The sequence below is a fragment of the Terasakiella brassicae genome (assembly GCF_014641495.1).
GTDB lineage: Bacteria > Pseudomonadota > Alphaproteobacteria > Rhodospirillales > Terasakiellaceae > Terasakiella > Terasakiella brassicae.
Window position 1 is genome coordinate 1 of the sequence record NZ_BMHV01000036.1, and the last position, 18553, is coordinate 18553.

15 protein-coding genes are annotated in these 18553 nt (G+C 38.1%); 10 read left to right on the forward strand and 5 right to left on the reverse strand.

What is annotated here, in order from left to right; translation table 11 throughout:
- Positions 1–120: 120 nt before the first annotated feature.
- Positions 121–881, forward strand: a protein-coding gene (locus IEW74_RS15910) for an IS5 family transposase (protein ID WP_188666954.1) whose coding sequence is annotated in 2 segments (ribosomal slippage) — positions 121–454 and positions 454–881 — 762 coding nt in all. Because the reading frame shifts where the segments join, the coding sequence is not laid out codon by codon here.
- Between the two features lie 90 nt (positions 882–971).
- On the opposite strand, the gene IEW74_RS15915 is transcribed toward IEW74_RS15910, so the two are convergent.
- Both IEW74_RS15915 and IEW74_RS15920 read right to left on the reverse strand, forming a co-directional pair.
- Positions 972–1691 carry a nucleotidyltransferase family protein gene (locus IEW74_RS15915; protein ID WP_188666955.1) on the reverse strand — a complete coding sequence of 240 codons (720 nt, stop codon included), beginning with the start codon at positions 1689–1691 and terminating at the stop codon, positions 972–974.
- Positions 1688–2278: a D-sedoheptulose 7-phosphate isomerase gene (locus tag IEW74_RS15920; RefSeq protein ID WP_229734391.1), complete on the reverse strand. Its 591-nt coding sequence runs from the start codon at positions 2276–2278 to the stop codon at positions 1688–1690. Before IEW74_RS15920 ends, IEW74_RS15915 begins: the two co-directional genes overlap by 4 nt.
- 110 nt (positions 2279–2388) lie before the next feature.
- On the opposite strand from IEW74_RS15920, the gene IEW74_RS15925 reads away from it, so the two are divergent.
- From IEW74_RS15925 to IEW74_RS15955, 7 genes are read left to right on the forward strand one after another with little or no spacing between them, the layout of a single operon-like run.
- Positions 2389–3801, forward strand: a complete 1413-nt coding sequence (locus IEW74_RS15925; RefSeq protein ID WP_229734392.1) for a mannose-1-phosphate guanylyltransferase/mannose-6-phosphate isomerase — start codon at positions 2389–2391, stop codon at positions 3799–3801.
- A gap of 37 nt (positions 3802–3838) precedes the next feature.
- On the forward strand, positions 3839–4873 hold the full coding sequence (gene gmd / locus IEW74_RS15930; RefSeq protein ID WP_188666957.1) for a GDP-mannose 4,6-dehydratase: 1035 nt from the start codon (positions 3839–3841) through the stop codon (positions 4871–4873).
- A 28-nt stretch (positions 4874–4901) separates the two neighbouring features.
- The gene (locus tag IEW74_RS15935) at positions 4902–5747 is read left to right on the forward strand and encodes a GDP-mannose 4,6-dehydratase (RefSeq protein ID WP_188666958.1); all 846 of its coding nucleotides are present in this window, start codon (positions 4902–4904) and stop codon (positions 5745–5747) included.
- Positions 5748–5758: 11 nt separating this feature from the next.
- On the forward strand, positions 5759–6553 hold the full coding sequence (locus IEW74_RS15940) for an ABC transporter permease (protein WP_188666959.1): 795 nt from the start codon (positions 5759–5761) through the stop codon (positions 6551–6553).
- Positions 6550–7833 carry an ABC transporter ATP-binding protein gene (locus IEW74_RS17560; protein ID WP_188666960.1) on the forward strand — a complete coding sequence of 428 codons (1284 nt, stop codon included), beginning with the start codon at positions 6550–6552 and terminating at the stop codon, positions 7831–7833. Before IEW74_RS15940 ends, IEW74_RS17560 begins: the two co-directional genes overlap by 4 nt.
- A gap of 56 nt (positions 7834–7889) precedes the next feature.
- Positions 7890–9200 (forward strand): radical SAM/SPASM domain-containing protein, encoded by a 1311-nt coding sequence (locus tag IEW74_RS15950; protein ID WP_188666962.1) that lies wholly within the window; start codon positions 7890–7892, stop codon positions 9198–9200.
- Between the two features lie 27 nt (positions 9201–9227).
- Complete coding sequence (locus IEW74_RS15955; protein ID WP_188666964.1) at positions 9228–11018, forward strand: methyltransferase domain-containing protein; 1791 nt, start codon at positions 9228–9230, stop codon at positions 11016–11018.
- A gap of 54 nt (positions 11019–11072) precedes the next feature.
- Here the strand turns inward: IEW74_RS15955 and IEW74_RS15960 are convergent, their stop codons facing one another.
- Both IEW74_RS15960 and IEW74_RS15965 read right to left on the reverse strand, forming a co-directional pair.
- Positions 11073–12083: a GDP-mannose 4,6-dehydratase gene (locus IEW74_RS15960; protein WP_188666966.1), complete on the reverse strand. Its 1011-nt coding sequence runs from the start codon at positions 12081–12083 to the stop codon at positions 11073–11075.
- A 38-nt stretch (positions 12084–12121) separates the two neighbouring features.
- Positions 12122–13120 (reverse strand): GHMP family kinase ATP-binding protein, encoded by a 999-nt coding sequence (locus tag IEW74_RS15965; RefSeq protein ID WP_188666968.1) that lies wholly within the window; start codon positions 13118–13120, stop codon positions 12122–12124.
- 157 nt (positions 13121–13277) lie between these two features.
- Between IEW74_RS15965 and IEW74_RS15970 the strand changes: the two genes are divergently transcribed.
- Entirely contained in the window at positions 13278–14936 is a 1659-nt protein-coding gene (locus IEW74_RS15970) for a class I SAM-dependent methyltransferase (RefSeq protein ID WP_188666970.1), read from the forward strand.
- Positions 14933–17167 (forward strand): glycosyltransferase family 4 protein, encoded by a 2235-nt coding sequence (locus tag IEW74_RS17730; protein ID WP_188666972.1) that lies wholly within the window; start codon positions 14933–14935, stop codon positions 17165–17167. The genes IEW74_RS15970 and IEW74_RS17730 overlap by 4 nt, the downstream gene beginning before the upstream one ends.
- 121 nt (positions 17168–17288) lie before the next feature.
- Here the strand turns inward: IEW74_RS17730 and IEW74_RS15980 are convergent.
- A protein-coding gene (locus IEW74_RS15980; RefSeq protein ID WP_373283815.1) for an IS630 family transposase occupies positions 17289–18349 on the reverse strand; the annotation gives its coding sequence in 2 pieces (ribosomal slippage) (positions 17289–17857 and positions 17857–18349; 1062 coding nt in all).
- Positions 18350–18553 lie beyond the last annotated feature (204 nt).

Here is an 18553-nt window from a genome sequence, read left to right on the forward strand (position 1 = left end):
AACGCCGATCACCCCAAAACTTGATCAGTTTTGTAGGGCGATTAACTAGGCTCAGGACCTATTAATTTTCTGGCATGATAGCCTCAGTTGTGATTCATTCCTCTCCGGAGGGCTTATTTATTGAGTGATTATTTCTGGCTGAGCGACAAACAGCTTAAACGTATTGAACCCTATTTTCCTTTATCCCACGGCGTTCCTCGTGTGGATGATCAACGCGTGATTTCCGGTATCATTCATGTCTTGAAACGCGGTCTTCAATGGCGAGATGCCCCAAAGGAATACGGCCCGCACAAAACGCTCTATAACCGTTTTGTCCGCTGGAGCAAGATGGGTATCTTCGACAAGATATTTGCAGGACTTGCCGCTGATCAGGGCATTCCTGAGCAGCTTCAAATTGATGCCACACATTTGAAAGCACATCGCACGGCTACCAGCCTGCTCAAAAAGGGGATGTTCCCCGTCGTATCGGGCGAACAAAAGGAGGATTAAATTCCAAACTCCATGCTGTGTGCGATGGTCAGGGGCGTCCGGCCATCCTGCTTTTATCTGAAGGGCAAATGAGTGATTACAAAGGGGCACGTCTAATCGTTGACGCTCTCCCACCTGCAAAATGGTTGCTGGCTGATCGCGGCTACGATGCTGACTGGTTTCGCGACGCCCTGCGTGAGAAAGACATCAAGTCTTGCATTCCAGCGAAGAAAAATCGCAAACGGAAAATCAAATTTAACGGCAAGCTCTATAAACAGCGGCACAAGGTGGAGAATATGTTTGGTAAACTCAAGGATTGGCGACGTGTTGCAACTCGATATGATCGCTGTGCACATACATTCTTTTCAACAATCTGTATCGCCGCATCTGTGATCTTTTATCTCAATCAATAAGGCCTGAGCCTAAGTATCATTTAAATTCTAAATGATGTTCTTTGGATATCATAAAGGTGCTTTATTCACAATCTTTCAATCTTTTGTGTTTTACGATTTTTTTGATGTTAGGATGGCTTGTGGTAGCTCTGTTTGGGCTTTATCAAAATCTTGAGGAGTTCCTATATCAAGGAAAAAACCATCACTGATATAGCCGCATGTTCGAAATTTAGTATAGATCTTTTGCAAAATATCTTCTTCAAATGAAAAAGACTCACCTACTTTAAAAGAAGAAAATAATTTTTTTTGAAGGATATATATTCCTCCATTAATAAGACCTGAACCGGACGGCCCTTTTTCTTGAAAACCTATTATTTTATCACCGTTCAGTTTTACAGAACCATAGCGAGATATATTTTCAACCTCTCGGAGGACAAGCCCTAAATCGATTTCATTATCCTTGTACCAACTATAAAACTCGGTGAAATCTGTTTTTAAAAAAGTATCCCCATTTAAAACAAGAATAGGTTCATCATTTTTTACGCTTAAATGATCTATCGCATATAAGATAGCTCCCCCAGTTCCAAGAGGCTTTTCCTCGACGGCGTAGGATAATTTAATATCCTTATATTGATTAGAAAAATGATCAGAGATTTTGTTTGCCATATAGCCTGTTGCTAGTATGACTTCGGATACTTTATGTTTATTTAGAGTATCTAATAAATACTCAAGAAAGGGTCTGCCGGCAATAGGGGCCATTGGCTTGGGGACTTCTGTAATGCGCTCTCTTAATCGGGTGCCAAAACCTCCAGCAAGAATAACTGCTTTCATTTTTGATCCTTAAAGATTTCGTTTTCGACTAAGCCACATAAGGTATGTCCAATAATCAAATGGCCTTCTTGTATTTTTGGAGTATCTGCTGATGGCACTTCTAAAAGGATATCACATAAATCACACATTTGACCTTTTCGGTTTCCTGTAAAGCCAATAGTAGTTATGCCATTTGATTGTGCAACTTCTAAAGCTTTTAGGATGTTTGGAGATGAGCCTGATGTCGAATAAGCAATGAAAACATCTCCCTCAACTCCTAAGGCTTCAATTTGTCGAGAAAATAGATTTTTATAACCATAATCATTTCCTATGGCTGTTAATATTGATGTATCTGTTGTTAATGCAATTGCACTTAGTCCAGGTCGATCGAATGCAAAGCGACTTACAAATTCACCTGCAATATGCTGTGCATCAGCAGCACTACCGCCATTGCCTGCAATCATGATTTTGTTTTGTTTATCCAAGGCTGAAATACAAATATGTACAGCCCTTTCAATGTTTTCGATTATTTTTTTACTGTTGAGTATTCTCTGAAAAATATCAATTGATGTGGAGAACTGTTTTTCAATATAAGTTTTCATTTTCATATAGGCTTCATTAATGGATCATTTGAATGAAAATTATACAGGTAATAAGTGTTTGAAAAACGATAAATTAAGTTATGATGTCCTAAATATTAAATTTTTAAGGTGTGACTATGCTTTCGGTTGTTATTTCTGGTGGTTCTGGTAGCCGCTTATGGCCTATCTCACGTTCAACACGGCCAAAGCCATTTGTGACGTTACAAGATGGTGAAAACTTGCTGCAAAAGACCTATGCTAATCATGGATTGGTTTCTGATACTCTTGGGGTGTTAACCGTTACTAATCGAGAGTTCTTTTTTGAAACTAAAGAACTACTGGCAAAATCACGTATTAATTACCCTCATACGCCTTTCATTTTAGAAAACGAAGGGCGAGATACAGCACCAGCTATTTTGGCAGCCACGTTGTATGCAAAAACATTCTTTGATCCCGAAACAGTGTTGTTTGTGACACCTTCAGATCATCTTATTGAAAAGCACGATTTGTTTGTCGGCAGTATTAAACAAGCACGGAGCTTAGCTGAAGAAGGTCGTGTGGTGACGTTTGGAATTAAACCGACGTCTCCTGAAACGGGCTTTGGATATATTGAGCATGAAGGTACAGATGTTATTCGTTTTGTTGAAAAACCAGATGTTCAAACTGCTGAAGAATATTTAAGATCAGGTCGCTTCTTGTGGAATTCAGGGATGTTCTGTTTCCGTGCAGATGTCATGATTGATGAATTTAGAAAATATCATCCGGATATGTTGAGCGCGATGGAAGATTGCATGTCTTCTTGTTCATCAAAAGAGAATAAAAATGCACCGTTTTTTGAGCTTCCTGATGAGAAATTCTCAAAAGCGGAAAGCATTTCTTTTGATTATGCTATTATGGAAAATACGAAACTGACATCTGTGGTTCCTTGTGAATTTTCTTGGTCTGATATTGGTTCTTGGACAGCAATGGGGGAACTCGTAGAAGCGGATGAAAATGGTAACCGAACTGAAGGTAATGTTCGGATCCATAGTGGCAATAATAATTATATCCGTGGTGAAGACCGTTTAATTGCTGCTATTGGCCTTGAGGATATCATTGCGGTCGATACATCAGATGCTTTGTTGTTAGCTCATAAAGATGCCGTGCAAGATGTTAAAGCCGTTTATAAACAGTTGGAAAAAGAAAACCATCCGGCCTCACAAGCTCATACGACTGTTTATCGCCCCTGGGGAAGTTATACGGTTTTACAAGAAAGCGAGAGTTTTAAGATCAAGCGTATCGAAGTGCACCCCAAGGCAAGCTTGAGTTTGCAAAAACATTATCACCGTAGCGAGCATTGGATTGTTGTCAGCGGCTCTGCTTTAGTGGTAAACGGTGATCAAGAAATGACCTTAAATGCAAATCAATCAACCTATATTCCAGCGGGGCAAGTCCATCGTATTGAAAATCCAGGCATTTTACCACTGAAGTTAATTGAAGTGCAATGTGGGGAATATTTAGGTGAAGACGATATCGTACGTTTTGAAGATAAGTATGGTCGTGATTGCTAATCTTTATTGAATTGACTAAGAATTGAGAAGTAAAAATATGAAAAGCGCAGTTATTACAGGTATTACAGGCCAAGATGGGGCATATCTTGCAGAGTTGCTTTTAAATAAAGGTTATAAAGTTTTTGCGACATATCGCCGGACAGCTTCGACGAACTTTTGGCGTATTGAAGAGCTTGGAATTCGCCAACATGAAAACCTGCATTTGGTTGAATATGATTTAACGGACTTGAGTGCGAGTATTCGTTTGTTAGAAAATGCGCAACCTGATGAAGTCTATAATTTAGCAGCACAAAGTTTTGTAGGGGTTTCTTTTGATCAACCTCATACAACGGCAGAAATTACGGGTATTGGACCATTAAACCTGCTTGAAGCAATTCGGATCGTTAATCCTAAAATTCGTTTTTATCAGGCTTCGACTTCTGAAATGTTTGGCAAGGTTCAAGAAATTCCTCAGCGTGAAGAAACGCCATTTTATCCGCGCAGCCCTTATGGTGTGGCGAAATTGTATGCGCATTGGATGACGATCAATTATTGTGAATCGTATGATATTTTTGGATCTAGCGGCATTTTGTTTAATCATGAATCTCCACTGCGCGGTTTGGAATTTGTAACGCGTAAAATTACCGATGGGGTCGCAAAAATTAAATTAGGCCAACAAGACTGCCTAGAGCTTGGGAATATGGATGCTAAGCGTGATTGGGGTTTTGCAAAAGACTATGTGGAAGGCATGTATTTGATGTTACAAGCCGATGAACCTGACACATTTGTTTTGGCAACAAACCGTACAGAAACGGTTCGTGATTTTGTTTCCATGTCATGTAAGGCTGCTGATATTGCCATCGAATGGCAGGGTAAGGATGAAGATGAAGTTGCGATTGATACAGCAACCGGCAAAACAATTGTGAAGGTTAACCCGCAATTCTACCGCCCTGCAGAAGTCGACCTTCTAATAGGTAATCCTCAGAAAGCAAAGAGTGTGTTGGGTTGGGAGCCGAAAACAACCCTTGAAGGTCTCTGTGATATGATGGTTAAGGCGGATTTGATCCGTAATAAAGAAGGGCGTTCTTTCTAAGGACATCTTTAAGTATGGGAAATATGCTATGAAAGTTCTTGTCACGGGACTGGATGGTTTTACAGGTCGTTATGTTCAAAGCGAATTGGAAAGTCATGGTCATCAGGTTGTTGGATTAAAAAGCGATTTAACAGACCTAGATGCTTTAAAGACAGAAATAGCTGACGTTAAACCGCAAGGTGTTATTCACCTTGCGGCTATTTCGTTTGTAGGGCACGGGAATTCTAACGATTTTTATACAGTTAATTTGTTGGGTACGCGTAATCTTTTAGAAGCGCTTGAGCCGTTTAAGGAGACGATTCAATCTGTACTCCTTGCCAGCTCAGCCAATATTTATGGTAATCGCAGTGAAGGTGTTTTAAGCGAAGGTAGCTTAGCTGATCCTTGTAATGATTATGCGGTTAGTAAGTCGGCAATGGAGCAAATGGCTTGTCTATGGATGGGTCGTTTGCCGGTCTTTATTACACGACCTTTCAATTATACGGGCATCGGTCAAGCAGAGCATTTTTTGATTCCGAAAATTGTATCTCATTTTAAACAAAAAAAAGATGTGATTGAATTGGGTAATATTGATGTTTTCCGCGATTTTGGGGATGTGAGAATGGTTGCACGATCCTATCGGTTGTTGTTGGAACAAGCACCGGTTGGAGAAATCATTAATATTTGTACTGGAAAAATGCATTCTTTGAAGAATGTGATTCAGGCATGTGAGAAGATAACGGGGCATAAAATTGATATTCAGGTGAACCCTTTATTTGTGCGTCCCAATGAGGTACGGACATTGGTGGGTGACAATTCCAAATTAAAGGAATTTGCGAAGGAGAGTGAAGTGTACGATCTGACACAAACTCTTCAATGGATGTTGGGCGAATAAAGGTATTTTTTATGCTCGGTATGATGAGGGGGTTGTGGCTTTATCGGCACTTTGTTTTGAGTTCTATTCGAAATGAACAACGTAGTCGATTTGCACGTAGTAAATTGGGCGTTCTTTGGATGGTCCTAAATCCATTAGCTCAAGTGGCGATATATGCCCTTATTCTTTCAAATGTTCTTTCTGCAAAGCTACCGGGTATTGAGAGCCAATATGCTTATGCTATTTATTTGATGGCGGGCTTGCTTGCTTGGAATTTGTTTAGTGAGATTGTTTCTCGCTGTTTAACCTTGTTTATTTCACAAGGTGCTTTGATGAAAAAGATTAGTTTTCCTCGCATTACAATGCCCACAATTGTTGTGGGGTCTTGTCTTATCAATAATCTGTTGCTCTTTTTATCAATGCTCGGTGTTTTCACTTTACTGGGGCATTCGCTGAGTTTCACTCTATTGTGGCTTTTCCCTTTAACGCTCAATGTTGTGATGTTAGCAGTGGGAGTGGGACTTATTCTAGGGGTCCTTAATGTTTTTATTCGAGATATTGGACAGGTTGTGCCCATTATTTTGCAAATGGGGTTTTGGTTTACACCAGTTGTGTACCCGATCAACATTATTCCAGAGGAATATCGGCATCTTTTGGAATTCAATCCCATGTATGCGTTTACAAATGCTTATCATCAAATTTTAGTCTATCAGACAACTCCTGATTTGTTGCATTTAGTTCCTATTATAGGTGTGTCCCTTCTTCTTTTGCTCCTCGGTTTATTTTTGTTCCGTCGTTCTAGTGCAGAAATGGTAGATGTTTTATGAGTATCCTAAGTATTAAGAATTTAGGAAAAAGTTATCGGAGTTATTCTTCGGAATGGAAGCGTATTGCGAGATGGTTTGGGCTTACTGCTCAAGGAGTAGATGAGCATTGGGTTTTACGCCATATAAATTTTGATATTCAACCAGGTGAAGCAATTGGGGTGGTTGGACAAAACGGGGCCGGTAAAAGCACACTCCTTAAAATGATTACCGGTGTGTTAGAGCCATCTGAAGGTGAAGTTCAGGTGAATGGCCGCATTGCGGCTATTTTGGAATTAGGCATGGGTTTTAATCCTGACTTAACGGGACGACAGAACGTCATCCATTCTGCAGGTTTGATGGGTTATAGTCATGAACAAATTTTCAGAGCGCTTCCTGAAATAGAGAAATTTGCTGAAATCGGTGATTACTTTGATGCGCCAGTGAGAACTTATTCGAGTGGCATGCAGGTGAGGGTTGCTTTTTCTGTTGCAACAGCTTTTCGACCAGACATTCTCATTGTTGATGAGGCTCTTTCGGTTGGGGATTCATATTTCCAGGTTAAATGCATAAATAGAATTAAAAAATTCTTAGAAGAGGGGACAACTCTTTTTTTAGTCTCTCATGATGTCGGTGCGATTAAAACATTGTGTCAAAGAGCTCTTTTAGTTGATGCTGGACGAATAATTTTGGATGCCGATGCATTGAGTGTAATTAAGTTACACCAATCTTTGATGTTGAAAAAAGAGAACGATACAAATCAAAGCTCAAGAATAAAGAAAAATACACGAAATATATCGCAAGCTGAAAAATTAACAGATGATTTACAAGTTTCTGGCGATGTCTTAGTTGTAAAAGAGGCGATCGAGGCCGTTGATATACGTTTTTTAGATGAAAGCAACAGACCTATTAGTTATGTGGTATCAGGACAACCACTGACCGTTGAAATATCTGTGAAATTTAAAAAACAATTTCATGACCCTCATATTGGTTTTGGGATCAGAGATAAAAATGGCTTAGTGATATATGAAACAAATACATATTGTATGAATAAGGAACTAGGTGCTGTCCAAAAAAATGATCGCGTATCGGTATCATATTCATTTGACTGTCACTTAGGGGCTGGAGATTTTTCATTTGTTGTTGGTGTTGCAAATGAAGGGTATGGCAAAGGAAGTTTCCGTGATAATTTGTATTATGACCATGAGTTTAAAGTACTAAAGGTCTTACAAACTGGTGACGATATTTGGGCGGGCTTTTTTAATTTATGTCCCAAATTAAAAATTAATATAGCTAATAGTTAAATTAAGTTGGAAAACATATTATTTCTATCGCCTTTGTTTGAAAGGATAGATGACGTATGATCTTGGTTACAGAAGAACAACAAAAACAAATTCAGATTTCTCTTATTGAAAAAGAGTATGTCTTTCAAACTAATGAAAATATATTATTGTCGGTAACCATTTGTAATGATGATCAAAGTGGTTTGTTAAAACCTTCAGACAATAACATAAATTTATCTTATCACTGGAAAGATCTAGATGGGAATATGGTGATATTTGATGGTTTAAGGACACCAATTTTACAGGATATCAAAGCTCTTTCTAAATTAGATATAGATTTAAAGATACAGACACCAGCAAAGGCGGGTCATTTCAAGCTTCAAATTGGTATGGTTCAAGAAGGCAATGCATGGTTTGAAGGGGCTTCTTCTACGCATTTAGGTGAGGCTATCATAAAAATTGAAAATAGTGATGCGCGGTTTGTCAAAAATCAACCGAGTATTGTTGATACTCCTCCTGCAATTTTTAATTTCGAGCTCACAAACAATTGTCCATTTCGTTGTGTAATGTGCCCTCGAACTCATAATATGAGCCGGTCTAAAGGGACTATGGATTTTGATTTATTTAAAAAAATTGTTGATGAATTTGTCTTATTAAACCCTGAATTTGCTTTACATGAAATTACCTGGCTTCACGGTTTTGGAGAAAGTTTAGAACATCCTGATTTTGATAAATTTTTAAAATATACAAATATTAAAGGAATGAACGCAGGGCTATCTATTAATCCACTGATGTTAAAAGAGAAAACTTCTATTAAACTGTTAAATGTCAAAACTAAACATTTATACCTTTCACTAGATGGACATGATAATACTTCTTTTGAAAAAATAAGGGGCGTTAAAGATGCATATGATAAATCAAAAGAACGGTTAATTCGGTTTTTGGAATTGAAACGAGAATTATCTCCGCATACTCAAGTTGAAATTTCGATGATCGATTTCGGTCTAAATCAAGAAAGCATCTCTGTCATGAGTGAGCATTGGTCATCAATTGATTCAACGGTTACATTCTTAGCAAAGCCATTTGTGAATTGGGATGGTAATGCTGAAGACGTGAATGCCTTAATGGAAAATGTTCAACCTAACACGCACGACAACTCAGCGGCTGTTACTTGTAGAGAACCTTGGACTAAAATGACTGTAAATTGGAACGGGCTCGTTTCACCTTGTTGTTATGATTATGATAATAAATATATCCTCGGTGATTTAAATAGACAAACTCTATCTGAAGTATGGAATGGTGAGCCAATGCAGGCCTTACGGAAGGAGTTTTCTTCAGGTGATGTGAAAAATATATTATGTCAAAATTGCACCCATTTAAGAGCATAAACTCAATATAAAAAGTATTTATAAGAAATGATTGATCAAATTTTTAAGATTTTGCAACAGTGTGATTATGATTATCGACAATATACGAACCCATTAGATCCTCTGGCTCATTTATTTGATGAATGGGAAGATAATTATAGACTAAAATGGTCAATTGCGAAGGTGGTTGACCCTAAATCCATCTTAGAGATTGGGGTGCGTTATGGGTATTCGGCAATTAGTTTCTTAGATGCTGCCCCGCAAGCGAGTTACACAGGCATTGATTTGGATGTTGCCCAGTTTGGAGGCGAGGTCGATGCGATTGATTGGGCTAAACGCATAACTGCGCCATATGAAACACAATTTATAATTGGTGATTCTCAAGAAATGCATGAGTTCCCTGCCGGGATGTATGATTTAATTCATGTTGATGGTGCTCAAAATGGGGATAGTACTTATAGAGATCTTGAAAAAGCAATCTTGCAAGGGCGTTATATTCTAGTCGACGGATATTTTTGGACCAAAGAGAATTTATTAGCGAGTAGTGTTTTTATGAAAGACTACAAGCATTTAATTGAATATTCTTTGGTGATACCTGGTTATGCGGGGGAACTTCTGATTAAAGCTGATGAAGAGAAGGTTCAGAAGTATAAAAAATATCTTCAAAAAGGCGATAGTTTATTGATTCAAGAGTTGTATCAATCCGATTATTATTTAGAGAGTTGCGGAGGTTATCAAGAATATAAAGCAAATACAGGTAAAGGGCTTTTAGACCCTCTCTTAGCAACAATTTTTCAAATTGCAGATGTACAGGCTGGGCAGCATGTTTTAGATGCTGGTTGTGGCCGTGGAGAAATTGCATATGCATGCGCGAGTGTGGGGGGGACAGTGGATGCTGTTGATTATTCAGAAAGTGCAATTTCGTTAACAGAGAAATGTTTTGAAGATGAAGATTCTATAAAGAATAGAGTAAACATTCAGTGTGCGGACATTACGACTTTTCAACCGAGTAAGAAATTGGATAGGGTTATTGCCGGAGACCTGATTGAGCATTTGTCCCCTGATGAAGTTGACCGCTTATATGACAATATAGCCAAAAATTTAAAAGATGATGGATTGCTTGCTGTTCATACGTTCCCAAATTTATGGTTTTACCAATATGGATACACAAAAAAGCGAAAGCAGGCAGTGAAAGCGGGGGGATATTTATCTCCTCAACCTCGTTCATATTATGAACAGGCTATGCATATTAATGAACAGTCTCCAAAAGTGTTAAAGAAGCAACTTGAGAAGCATTTCAAATATGTTCTCATTTGGTTTGGTGATCCGACTAATCCGTTAGGGAGTTTAGTCAATAAGTATGGTGTTTCAGATTGTATTAATGCATCTGATTTATATGCCTTAGCCAGTAATTCCCCGATTGACCTAGAAGGCGTTAAACATCGTTTATCACAAAATGTTTTAACACCATGTGAACGTTTAAACATAACGTGTTCAATGAATGATGATGAGTTGTCATTTGTGCGCAATAGCCAAGCTTTACTTGATGTTGTTGTTTTTAATGGAAATGATTTTTCTGTAAAAAGCGTTGGAGAAACACCAGTTCATTTATCTTATCATTGGGTGAAAGATGGAGACGTTGTCATATGGGATGGGAAACGCACTAAATTACATCCCTTGATTGTAGAAGGCGGTGATTTGAGGGTTAAGATGAATGTGATCATGCCACAGAAAAAAGGCCTATATGAACTACAAGTCACGATGGTTCAAGAAGGGGTGGCTTGGTTTGATAGCGATACACAATACAAACCATTTATTGTTATGGTGAATGTTACATAGCCATAAAACAGGATTATTCCCTAGCATACTCAAAGAGATGCTAGGGAGAAAACTTTAACGTTGTAAAAAGACTTCACCGTTAGCAACACGGTCCCGCCAATAATTAAGAAGGTCAGACATTGTTTGTTCAAATGGAATTTCGGTTTTCCAGCCTGTGTGATTTTCAAACTTAGACGTATTTGGTACTTGTAAGTCAGCATCAATAGGGCGCAGGCGTTCTGGGTCCGTTTCTACTTCAATACCTTTAACGGTCGACATAGATAATAATGTATTAAGCATATCTTTGACGCTGCAGGTATATTGGCCCCCAATATTATAATATTCACCCGCTTGAGGATTCATTGTAACAAGCATGTAATATGCACGTACAGCGTCCCTAACATCTGCCCAAGTTCTTAAAGAATCTAAATTTCCAACTTTAAGAACTGGAGGGATCATATTGTGCTCGATCATGGCAATTTGCTTCGCAAATGTTGATTCAGCAAAGACGTCACCTCGGCGAGGCCCTGTATGTGTAAACATACGTGTTGTCATCACAGTCATGTCGTAAGCTTCCGCATAGTAACGTCCAACAAGGTCTGTGCCGATCTTAGAAATGGCATACGGAGAAGCTGGATGGAATGTACATTCTTCATCAATGGGAAGTTTTTCTTTTGGTACGCGGCCAAACACTTCTGAAGAGGCACAAACGTGGATAACGGCATCTTTGGCATATTTGCGTAGAGCGCCCAACAGACGTTCTGTACCTTGTATATTTGTATCCATCGTATCAAGAGGGGAATCAAAGCTCGTCTTAGGATATGATTGTGCCGCTAGGTGGAACACATAGTCTGGTTTGCTTTGGATAACAGCTTCTTCAATCGACATGGTATCGCGTAAGTCGGCGTAAACGAGATGAATGCGGTCTTTGTCATTGATGCGGTGAATATGTTCTTTTAAATTATCCATTGGACTTCTCCAACGACACATTCCCCATATTTCCCAGCCCGTATTTTCTAAAAGATAGTCCGTTAGATGGGAACCAACCATCCCTGTAATACCTGTAATTAGAACGCGCTTAACCATGATTACTCCAAATATTTAAATCTCAGTTTTAATACTGATTAATTGTTGAGCTCAATAACCTGAGACCCTTTGTTTTCAGTGGATATTTTAACGACATTTCCGCTGCCAAAGTGTTCAGAAAGTTTTGTATAAAGAGAATTTGGGGCTAAAAACAAAAAGAACCCTCCAGCTCCTGCCCCGCAAAGTTTTCCTCCATGAACACCAACTTTTTTTGCAAATTGATATATTTCATCAATTGTGGAATTAGAGATGTTGGACGACAACCTTCTTTTTGTATGCCAAGCTTCATCAAGCATTTTACCGAGATCTCGCATTAATCCGTCAGGAGATTTTTGTTCAAATACAGAAATGCTTTGTTTGCAAAGCGTGATGAGGTGAGAGAGATCTTTCTCAATCTTTTTTTCTCGAGTATTTTTTAATTGTTCATCAAGAGATAGTGTTGCTCTTCGAGATACGCCTGTGTAAACAAGGAACATGCTATCATCTAAAACAGACTGACATTCTGAATTAATTTTAATAGGGTGCACGTGGAATTCATCGCCTTTAAAAGAATAACGGGAAAGACCACCAAAAGCAGCATGAACTTGATCTTGAATTCCGACGTTTTCTTTTAATATGTTTTGTTCAATGTCGATTGCGGATTGAGCAAGTGCGTATTTACTGGCATTTACACCTTTAAGGCTTTGAATTAGGTTCATAAAGCCCACGGTAAAGGTCGAAGAACTACCTAGTCCTGTGCCACTTGGGACATCTGACATAATGGATAGATTTAAGGGTTCCCGGTAGTTTTCATTTGATAAAATTGCGCGAATGACAGGGTGTTTGATCTCGTTTATTTGATCGACGTTTTCAGATTGGCTATAAAGTATTCGGTAGCGGTGCTCACAAAAGTCCGGCATTCCGGATGCAATAATATGTATGTATAAGTTAACACTGGTGCCGACAACCATTCCCTCGTTATGAAGAAAGTAATCGGGGTAATCAGTACCGCCGCCAAAAAAACTTACTCTTAATGGTGTGCGTGATAGTCTAATCATATTTACCCTGTTGTGCATTTTATGTTACACAACCGTAGTTACATTAATCTGTAACTAACAGCAACTATATTATTTGTAAGCAAATATATAGATAGCTTAAATCGGACACTTTTTGATTTGACGGTAAAAAACTGCGCTTGAAAGAAGATACATCTACATGAAAGACAATTTTTATAAAGCACTTGAAGATCACTTTAGAGGTTCTCGTGATTTAATCAAGTCGCGGTTAGATGTTTATATGCCGTTCATTGAGCCACTCAAAGAAGTATATCCGAATAGTACGATACTTGATTTGGGGTGTGGTCGTGGTGAGTGGTTGGAGTTAATGAATGAGCATGGTTTTATTGCTCAAGGTGTTGATGCAAACGTGGATATGTTACTGGAGTGTCAGAAGCATAATTTAAGTGTCACTCAGGATGATGTAATAAGCTTTCTAAAAAAACAACAAAGTGAGAGTATCGCTTTAGTCTCTGCTTTTCATTTAGTTGAACATATTGCATTTGATGATTTGCTGTTATTAATCGAAGAAGCAAAAAGAGTTTTACTTCCTGGTGGCTTATTAATTATGGAAACCCCGAACCCTGAGAATATTGTGGTGGGGAGCTCTCATTTTTATCTTGACCCGACACATCAACGGCCGATCCCTCAGTTGCTTTTGTCATTTACAACTGTGTATTCACAATACTACAGAAATAAAGTAGTGAGGCTGCAAGAGTTTTATGATGATCATGCAGATAAAAGTGACATCAGTTTATATGATGTACTGGTTGGAGTGAGCCATGATTATTCGGTTATTGCGCAAAAGCAAGGCACCGAAGAGGTGTTGCAGCTAAGTGATAGTATTTTTAATGCTAAGCACGGGCATACATTGAAGGAAATAGCTATGGCATATAATGAGGGGCATAATATGAAATGGATAAAAGAAGAATATCAAAAATCCACTGAACAAATAAGCATGCTACTTGATATTCAGAAGAAAGATAAAGAAGAAATTAAAGAGTTTAAATATTGTTTGATTAATAATGAAGCAGAACTTCAGGAGAAAAACAATATTATCCAAGTGAAAGATTGCCTTATTCAAGAGAAAGATGATTTAATTAATGCGTTAAATCAAAGCACTAATAAGTATAAAGAGAAAATTGCAGATTTAAATAAGAATGGTCATATTTGGTATACGCAACACAATAAAGTTAAGTCAGATTTAGAATCTTTATTAAACAGTAAATCTTGGCGTTATACCCTGCCAATGAGAAAAACATTTAAGCTAATTAAATATGTATTACGCTTGCCATATAAAGCTCTTTATTCATTATTTGTTTCTTTAGTTTATATTTTTGTCAGGGTAGATTTCTTAAAAAAATGTGCTTTATTGGTTATTAAGAAAGGCAATCCCTTACATAAAAGATTACACATGATTGCGTGTGATAATATGCTTTTTCATGAAGAAGATGAAATAATAGAAGTAAAAATAAAAAATACTCCTGAAGATATTGTCCAAAAAACTATAAATTCACCTAATTATTTTAAATCAGATATTGAAAAAGTGCTTGTTAAAGAATTTGGTTACACATTTAATTTAAACAAAATTATTGAAATTAGAGGTAGTGATAAACCTATTGAAAAACTATTAAATGAAGAACAACCAGAAGAAATTATTACATTACTTTTCCTTGCCTATCTAAGAAGGCATCCTTCACAACAAGATATTGCAAATCACGTGAATCATATTAAGAGTGAAAAAGGTATCCAGTCCTTGATGGAAAGTATATTTAAAAGTAACGAATATCGTGTGAATGGACCTAAGGTCGTAAAATGACAATTTTTATTAATATTTCAAATACTGTAAATAGCCTCAATACGACAGGTATACAACGCGTTGTTAGGCAATTTATAATAAGATGGCAGCGGTATGATCATATTGTCTTTTTGGGATGGGATGGCGAGTATTTTCATACAATAGATCGTGCTGATGATATTGATAATGTCATAAACGCGAGATCGATAACCTATCGGTCACCATTTATATTGGATCAATATAATGAGGGTGATGTCTTTTACGATATAGATGCATCATGGGGCGATAGCTATGATATCAAGGATCTATACAAAAAATTAAAAAAGAGAGGTGTTATAATTGTTAAAATGCATTTTGATGCAGTGCCAATTCTGACACCTCAGTTTTCACATAAAGATACGGTTTTTAAGTATTGCGAAAATTTCTCTGCAGCCATTGATTATGCAGATTATTGGACTTGTATATCGCAAACTGTAGAAGATGATTTACATAAAATATGTCAGAAGCTTAATGTAAGCCAAGTTTTTTCTTCTGTCATACCTTTAGGGGCTGATTTTAATAGAATATCAGCGCCATGTGTAAACCCATCTTTTCTTCCTGAAATTTTGAATAATAAAAATTACTTTTTGTGTGTGGGAACAGTGGAGCCACGCAAAAACCATGCTTTTTTATTGGATGTTTTTGAGAAAATCTGGCAAAAAGGTGAAGATATACATCTTGTTATTGTTGGTAAGAGAGGCTGGAATATCGATGATCTCGTAAACAGGATCCAGAAGCACCCCGAATATAAAAAACGTCTTCATTGGTTTAATAAATTGAAAGATGAAGAGGTTGCCAACTTATATGGCAACGCATATGCAAGTGTTAATCTCTCTCATTATGAAGGTTATGGCCTGCCTGTTGTTGAATCTCTTAATTATGATTGCGTGACAATTTGTACCCAAGATACAGCTTTGGAAGAAGTGGCGTCAGGTGCAGCTTATGCAACACCTTTAGATGAGGATAAAGCTGTTAGTGTTATTATGGACGTCTTAAAGCCGGATGTTTATAAAGAGTACAAAGAGCGATCAATTAATTTTGAGCCGAAACCTTGGGACGATGCTTCTCAAGAATTATATGCATTTTTACATAATATTGATACTTGCTCAGGAATTGAGTTTCATCCAAAGCAAGCTGTTTATATTTCTGTTCGGCCTCAAACGATCGCACGTTCTTTGACGTCTATAAACAAGAACATGTCTTTTATTAAAGAAGCTGTAATCTTAACTTCTGATAAAAAATATGAAGAATTGAAAGCGGCATTAAAAGAGATTGAATTAGATATAACTCTTTTGAAAGAGAGTGACCTTGGGATCTCTTCTTTGCCTACAGATGCGCAAAAGAGAAACACTCATTTACGACAAAAGCTGTATAGTTTAGATCAAATAGACCCTAATTTTATTGCTTTTGACGATGACTATACCGTTTTAAAAGAATGTAAAATCTCTGATTTTTTAAATAATGGAGTTCATAATGCCCATTACTTTGATGATAATGGAAAAAACTGGTTAGGGGCTTACCCAAAACCAACCTCATTTGATAAAGGTATTTGGCGGACCACAAAATTCTTATTGAGTGGGGGGTATGATTATAAACTTTATAATTCACACATGCCGCAAATTATTAATAAGTTTGCGATTACGCAAGTTTTTGAACGGACACATCCATTGGGATTAGACGAATGGAGTAGTTACTTTAATATTGTGAAGCATCTTTATCCTAAGAACTTTAAAGATGTGCCTTATAGGTGCTCTGGCTGGCCTGAAAGCCATAAAGATTGGGTACCATCTGTGCGCCCCGCGGATATTATTTTTAGTAATTCATTTATTGAAAGCGAGGAATTTACAGAAGAGCTGGTAAATGAATATCTAGAAAGCTATGATAGTAGCTTGGCGATGAAAAATAAAATTGAACCACAAAATCCAGAATTTGTTATTGGCAAAGATACGATTTCTTTTAATGGCGATGTTTTAAATATTCCTCAAAACATACGTGTCTACATTAAGCTTACGACCGAACTGCTTGAATATAAACTGTATATCTTCTTAGGTGATCATGCGATGAATTTTGATCACACAAATACACCAAGGTTCATTTTCATTCCTGAGGACTTTTTTCTAAACAAAGAAAATACAGATTTTCGGGTGATCTGTGAATGTTCAGAAACTTCTCAAGTAACAGAAAAGAAAATACCAGTGGTATATATCGATTAAGTAAAAACACCCTGTACTCTTTTAAAGAGTGCAGGGTGTTTGTGGACCTGTACGGAAAAAGTAGAGTGCGTCTCACTCACTTAGCCAGCCCGTCTTTCAAACTTATACCAAAATACTATTGCTATGACCCATGAGCCCAATCCCTCATGCCGATTGACATGATTTTCCACGGTTGATCGCAGAGCAAATTCCAAGCATAGCAACAATGATCGACAATATCGTTATAGGATTTGAAGACTCTGTTTGATAACCAGTTTTCCCGCATAAACTGCCAGATGTTTTCAACAGGGTTTAATTCTGGTGATTTTGGTGGCAAGGGTATGATGGTGATATTGTCAGGCACTTTCAGCTTGCCTGAGGTATGCCATGCGGCTTGATCCATAATGACAACGGCGTGTGCATTCTCATCAACCGCCAGAGAGATTTCCTCCAGATGCAATTCCATAGCGAAAGTATTGCATTTGGGCATAACGATCCCTGCAGCTTTACCTTCTTTCGGACAGATGGCTCCAAAGATATAGGCTGATCGGTTTCGCAAATCCTGTATGGCTTCAGGACGTGTACCTCGTTTGGCCCAACGTCGTGTCTGCTTGTTTTTTTGCCCGATACGAGCTTCATCCTGATACCAGATTTCTATGTCTTTGCCCTGTGCTTCTGCGTACTGGATTTTTGATACCTTGGCTTTGAAGTTTTTTTGAAAGCCTCATTGGCCTCTTCATTTCGTTGACGTTGGCAGGGACGAGCTGAGAGTTTTCTCCAGCCTCTAGAGCGTAAAATTCGCCCCAGACGCGATGTTGAAATCGAGATGCGATATTCTTCCCATATCCATTGTGTCAAATCACACAACCGCCAACGCACGACCGTGTGTATGGCCGGAGTTGGGCCTTTTTCAATGAGGCACTTCAAAGCTTGAAGCTGGTCTTCATTTAGCAAACGAGGAACCCCGCCAGCATGCTTATCTTTCAAGCCTTCTGGACCTTCTGTATTAAAACGCAAAACCCAGTCGCGGATAATTTGCAAAGTAACGCCTCCGGTATTGGAAGCGTCAGTGCGGCTACCTCCATCGTAAATAACCGCCAAACTTAAAAGTCGGCGAGCCTGTTTCGCATCCGATGTCTTCCTTGCAAGTTGGCGAAGGTCTGTCGCGGTAAAATCATTTCGTAAAGGGATTGGGGCAGCCATAGAAAACTCCTGTTTGTTTTCTATGTTGAATCAGCTTTTAAACCTTTTGTGAATCCCCTTTATGAGTCAGAGCACGAACATTTTGGTATAAGCCCTCCGGAGAGGAATGAATCACAACTGAGGCTATCATGCCAGAAAATTAATAGGTCCTGAGCCTAGTTAATCGCCCTACAAAACTGATCAAGTTTTGGGGTGATCGGCGTT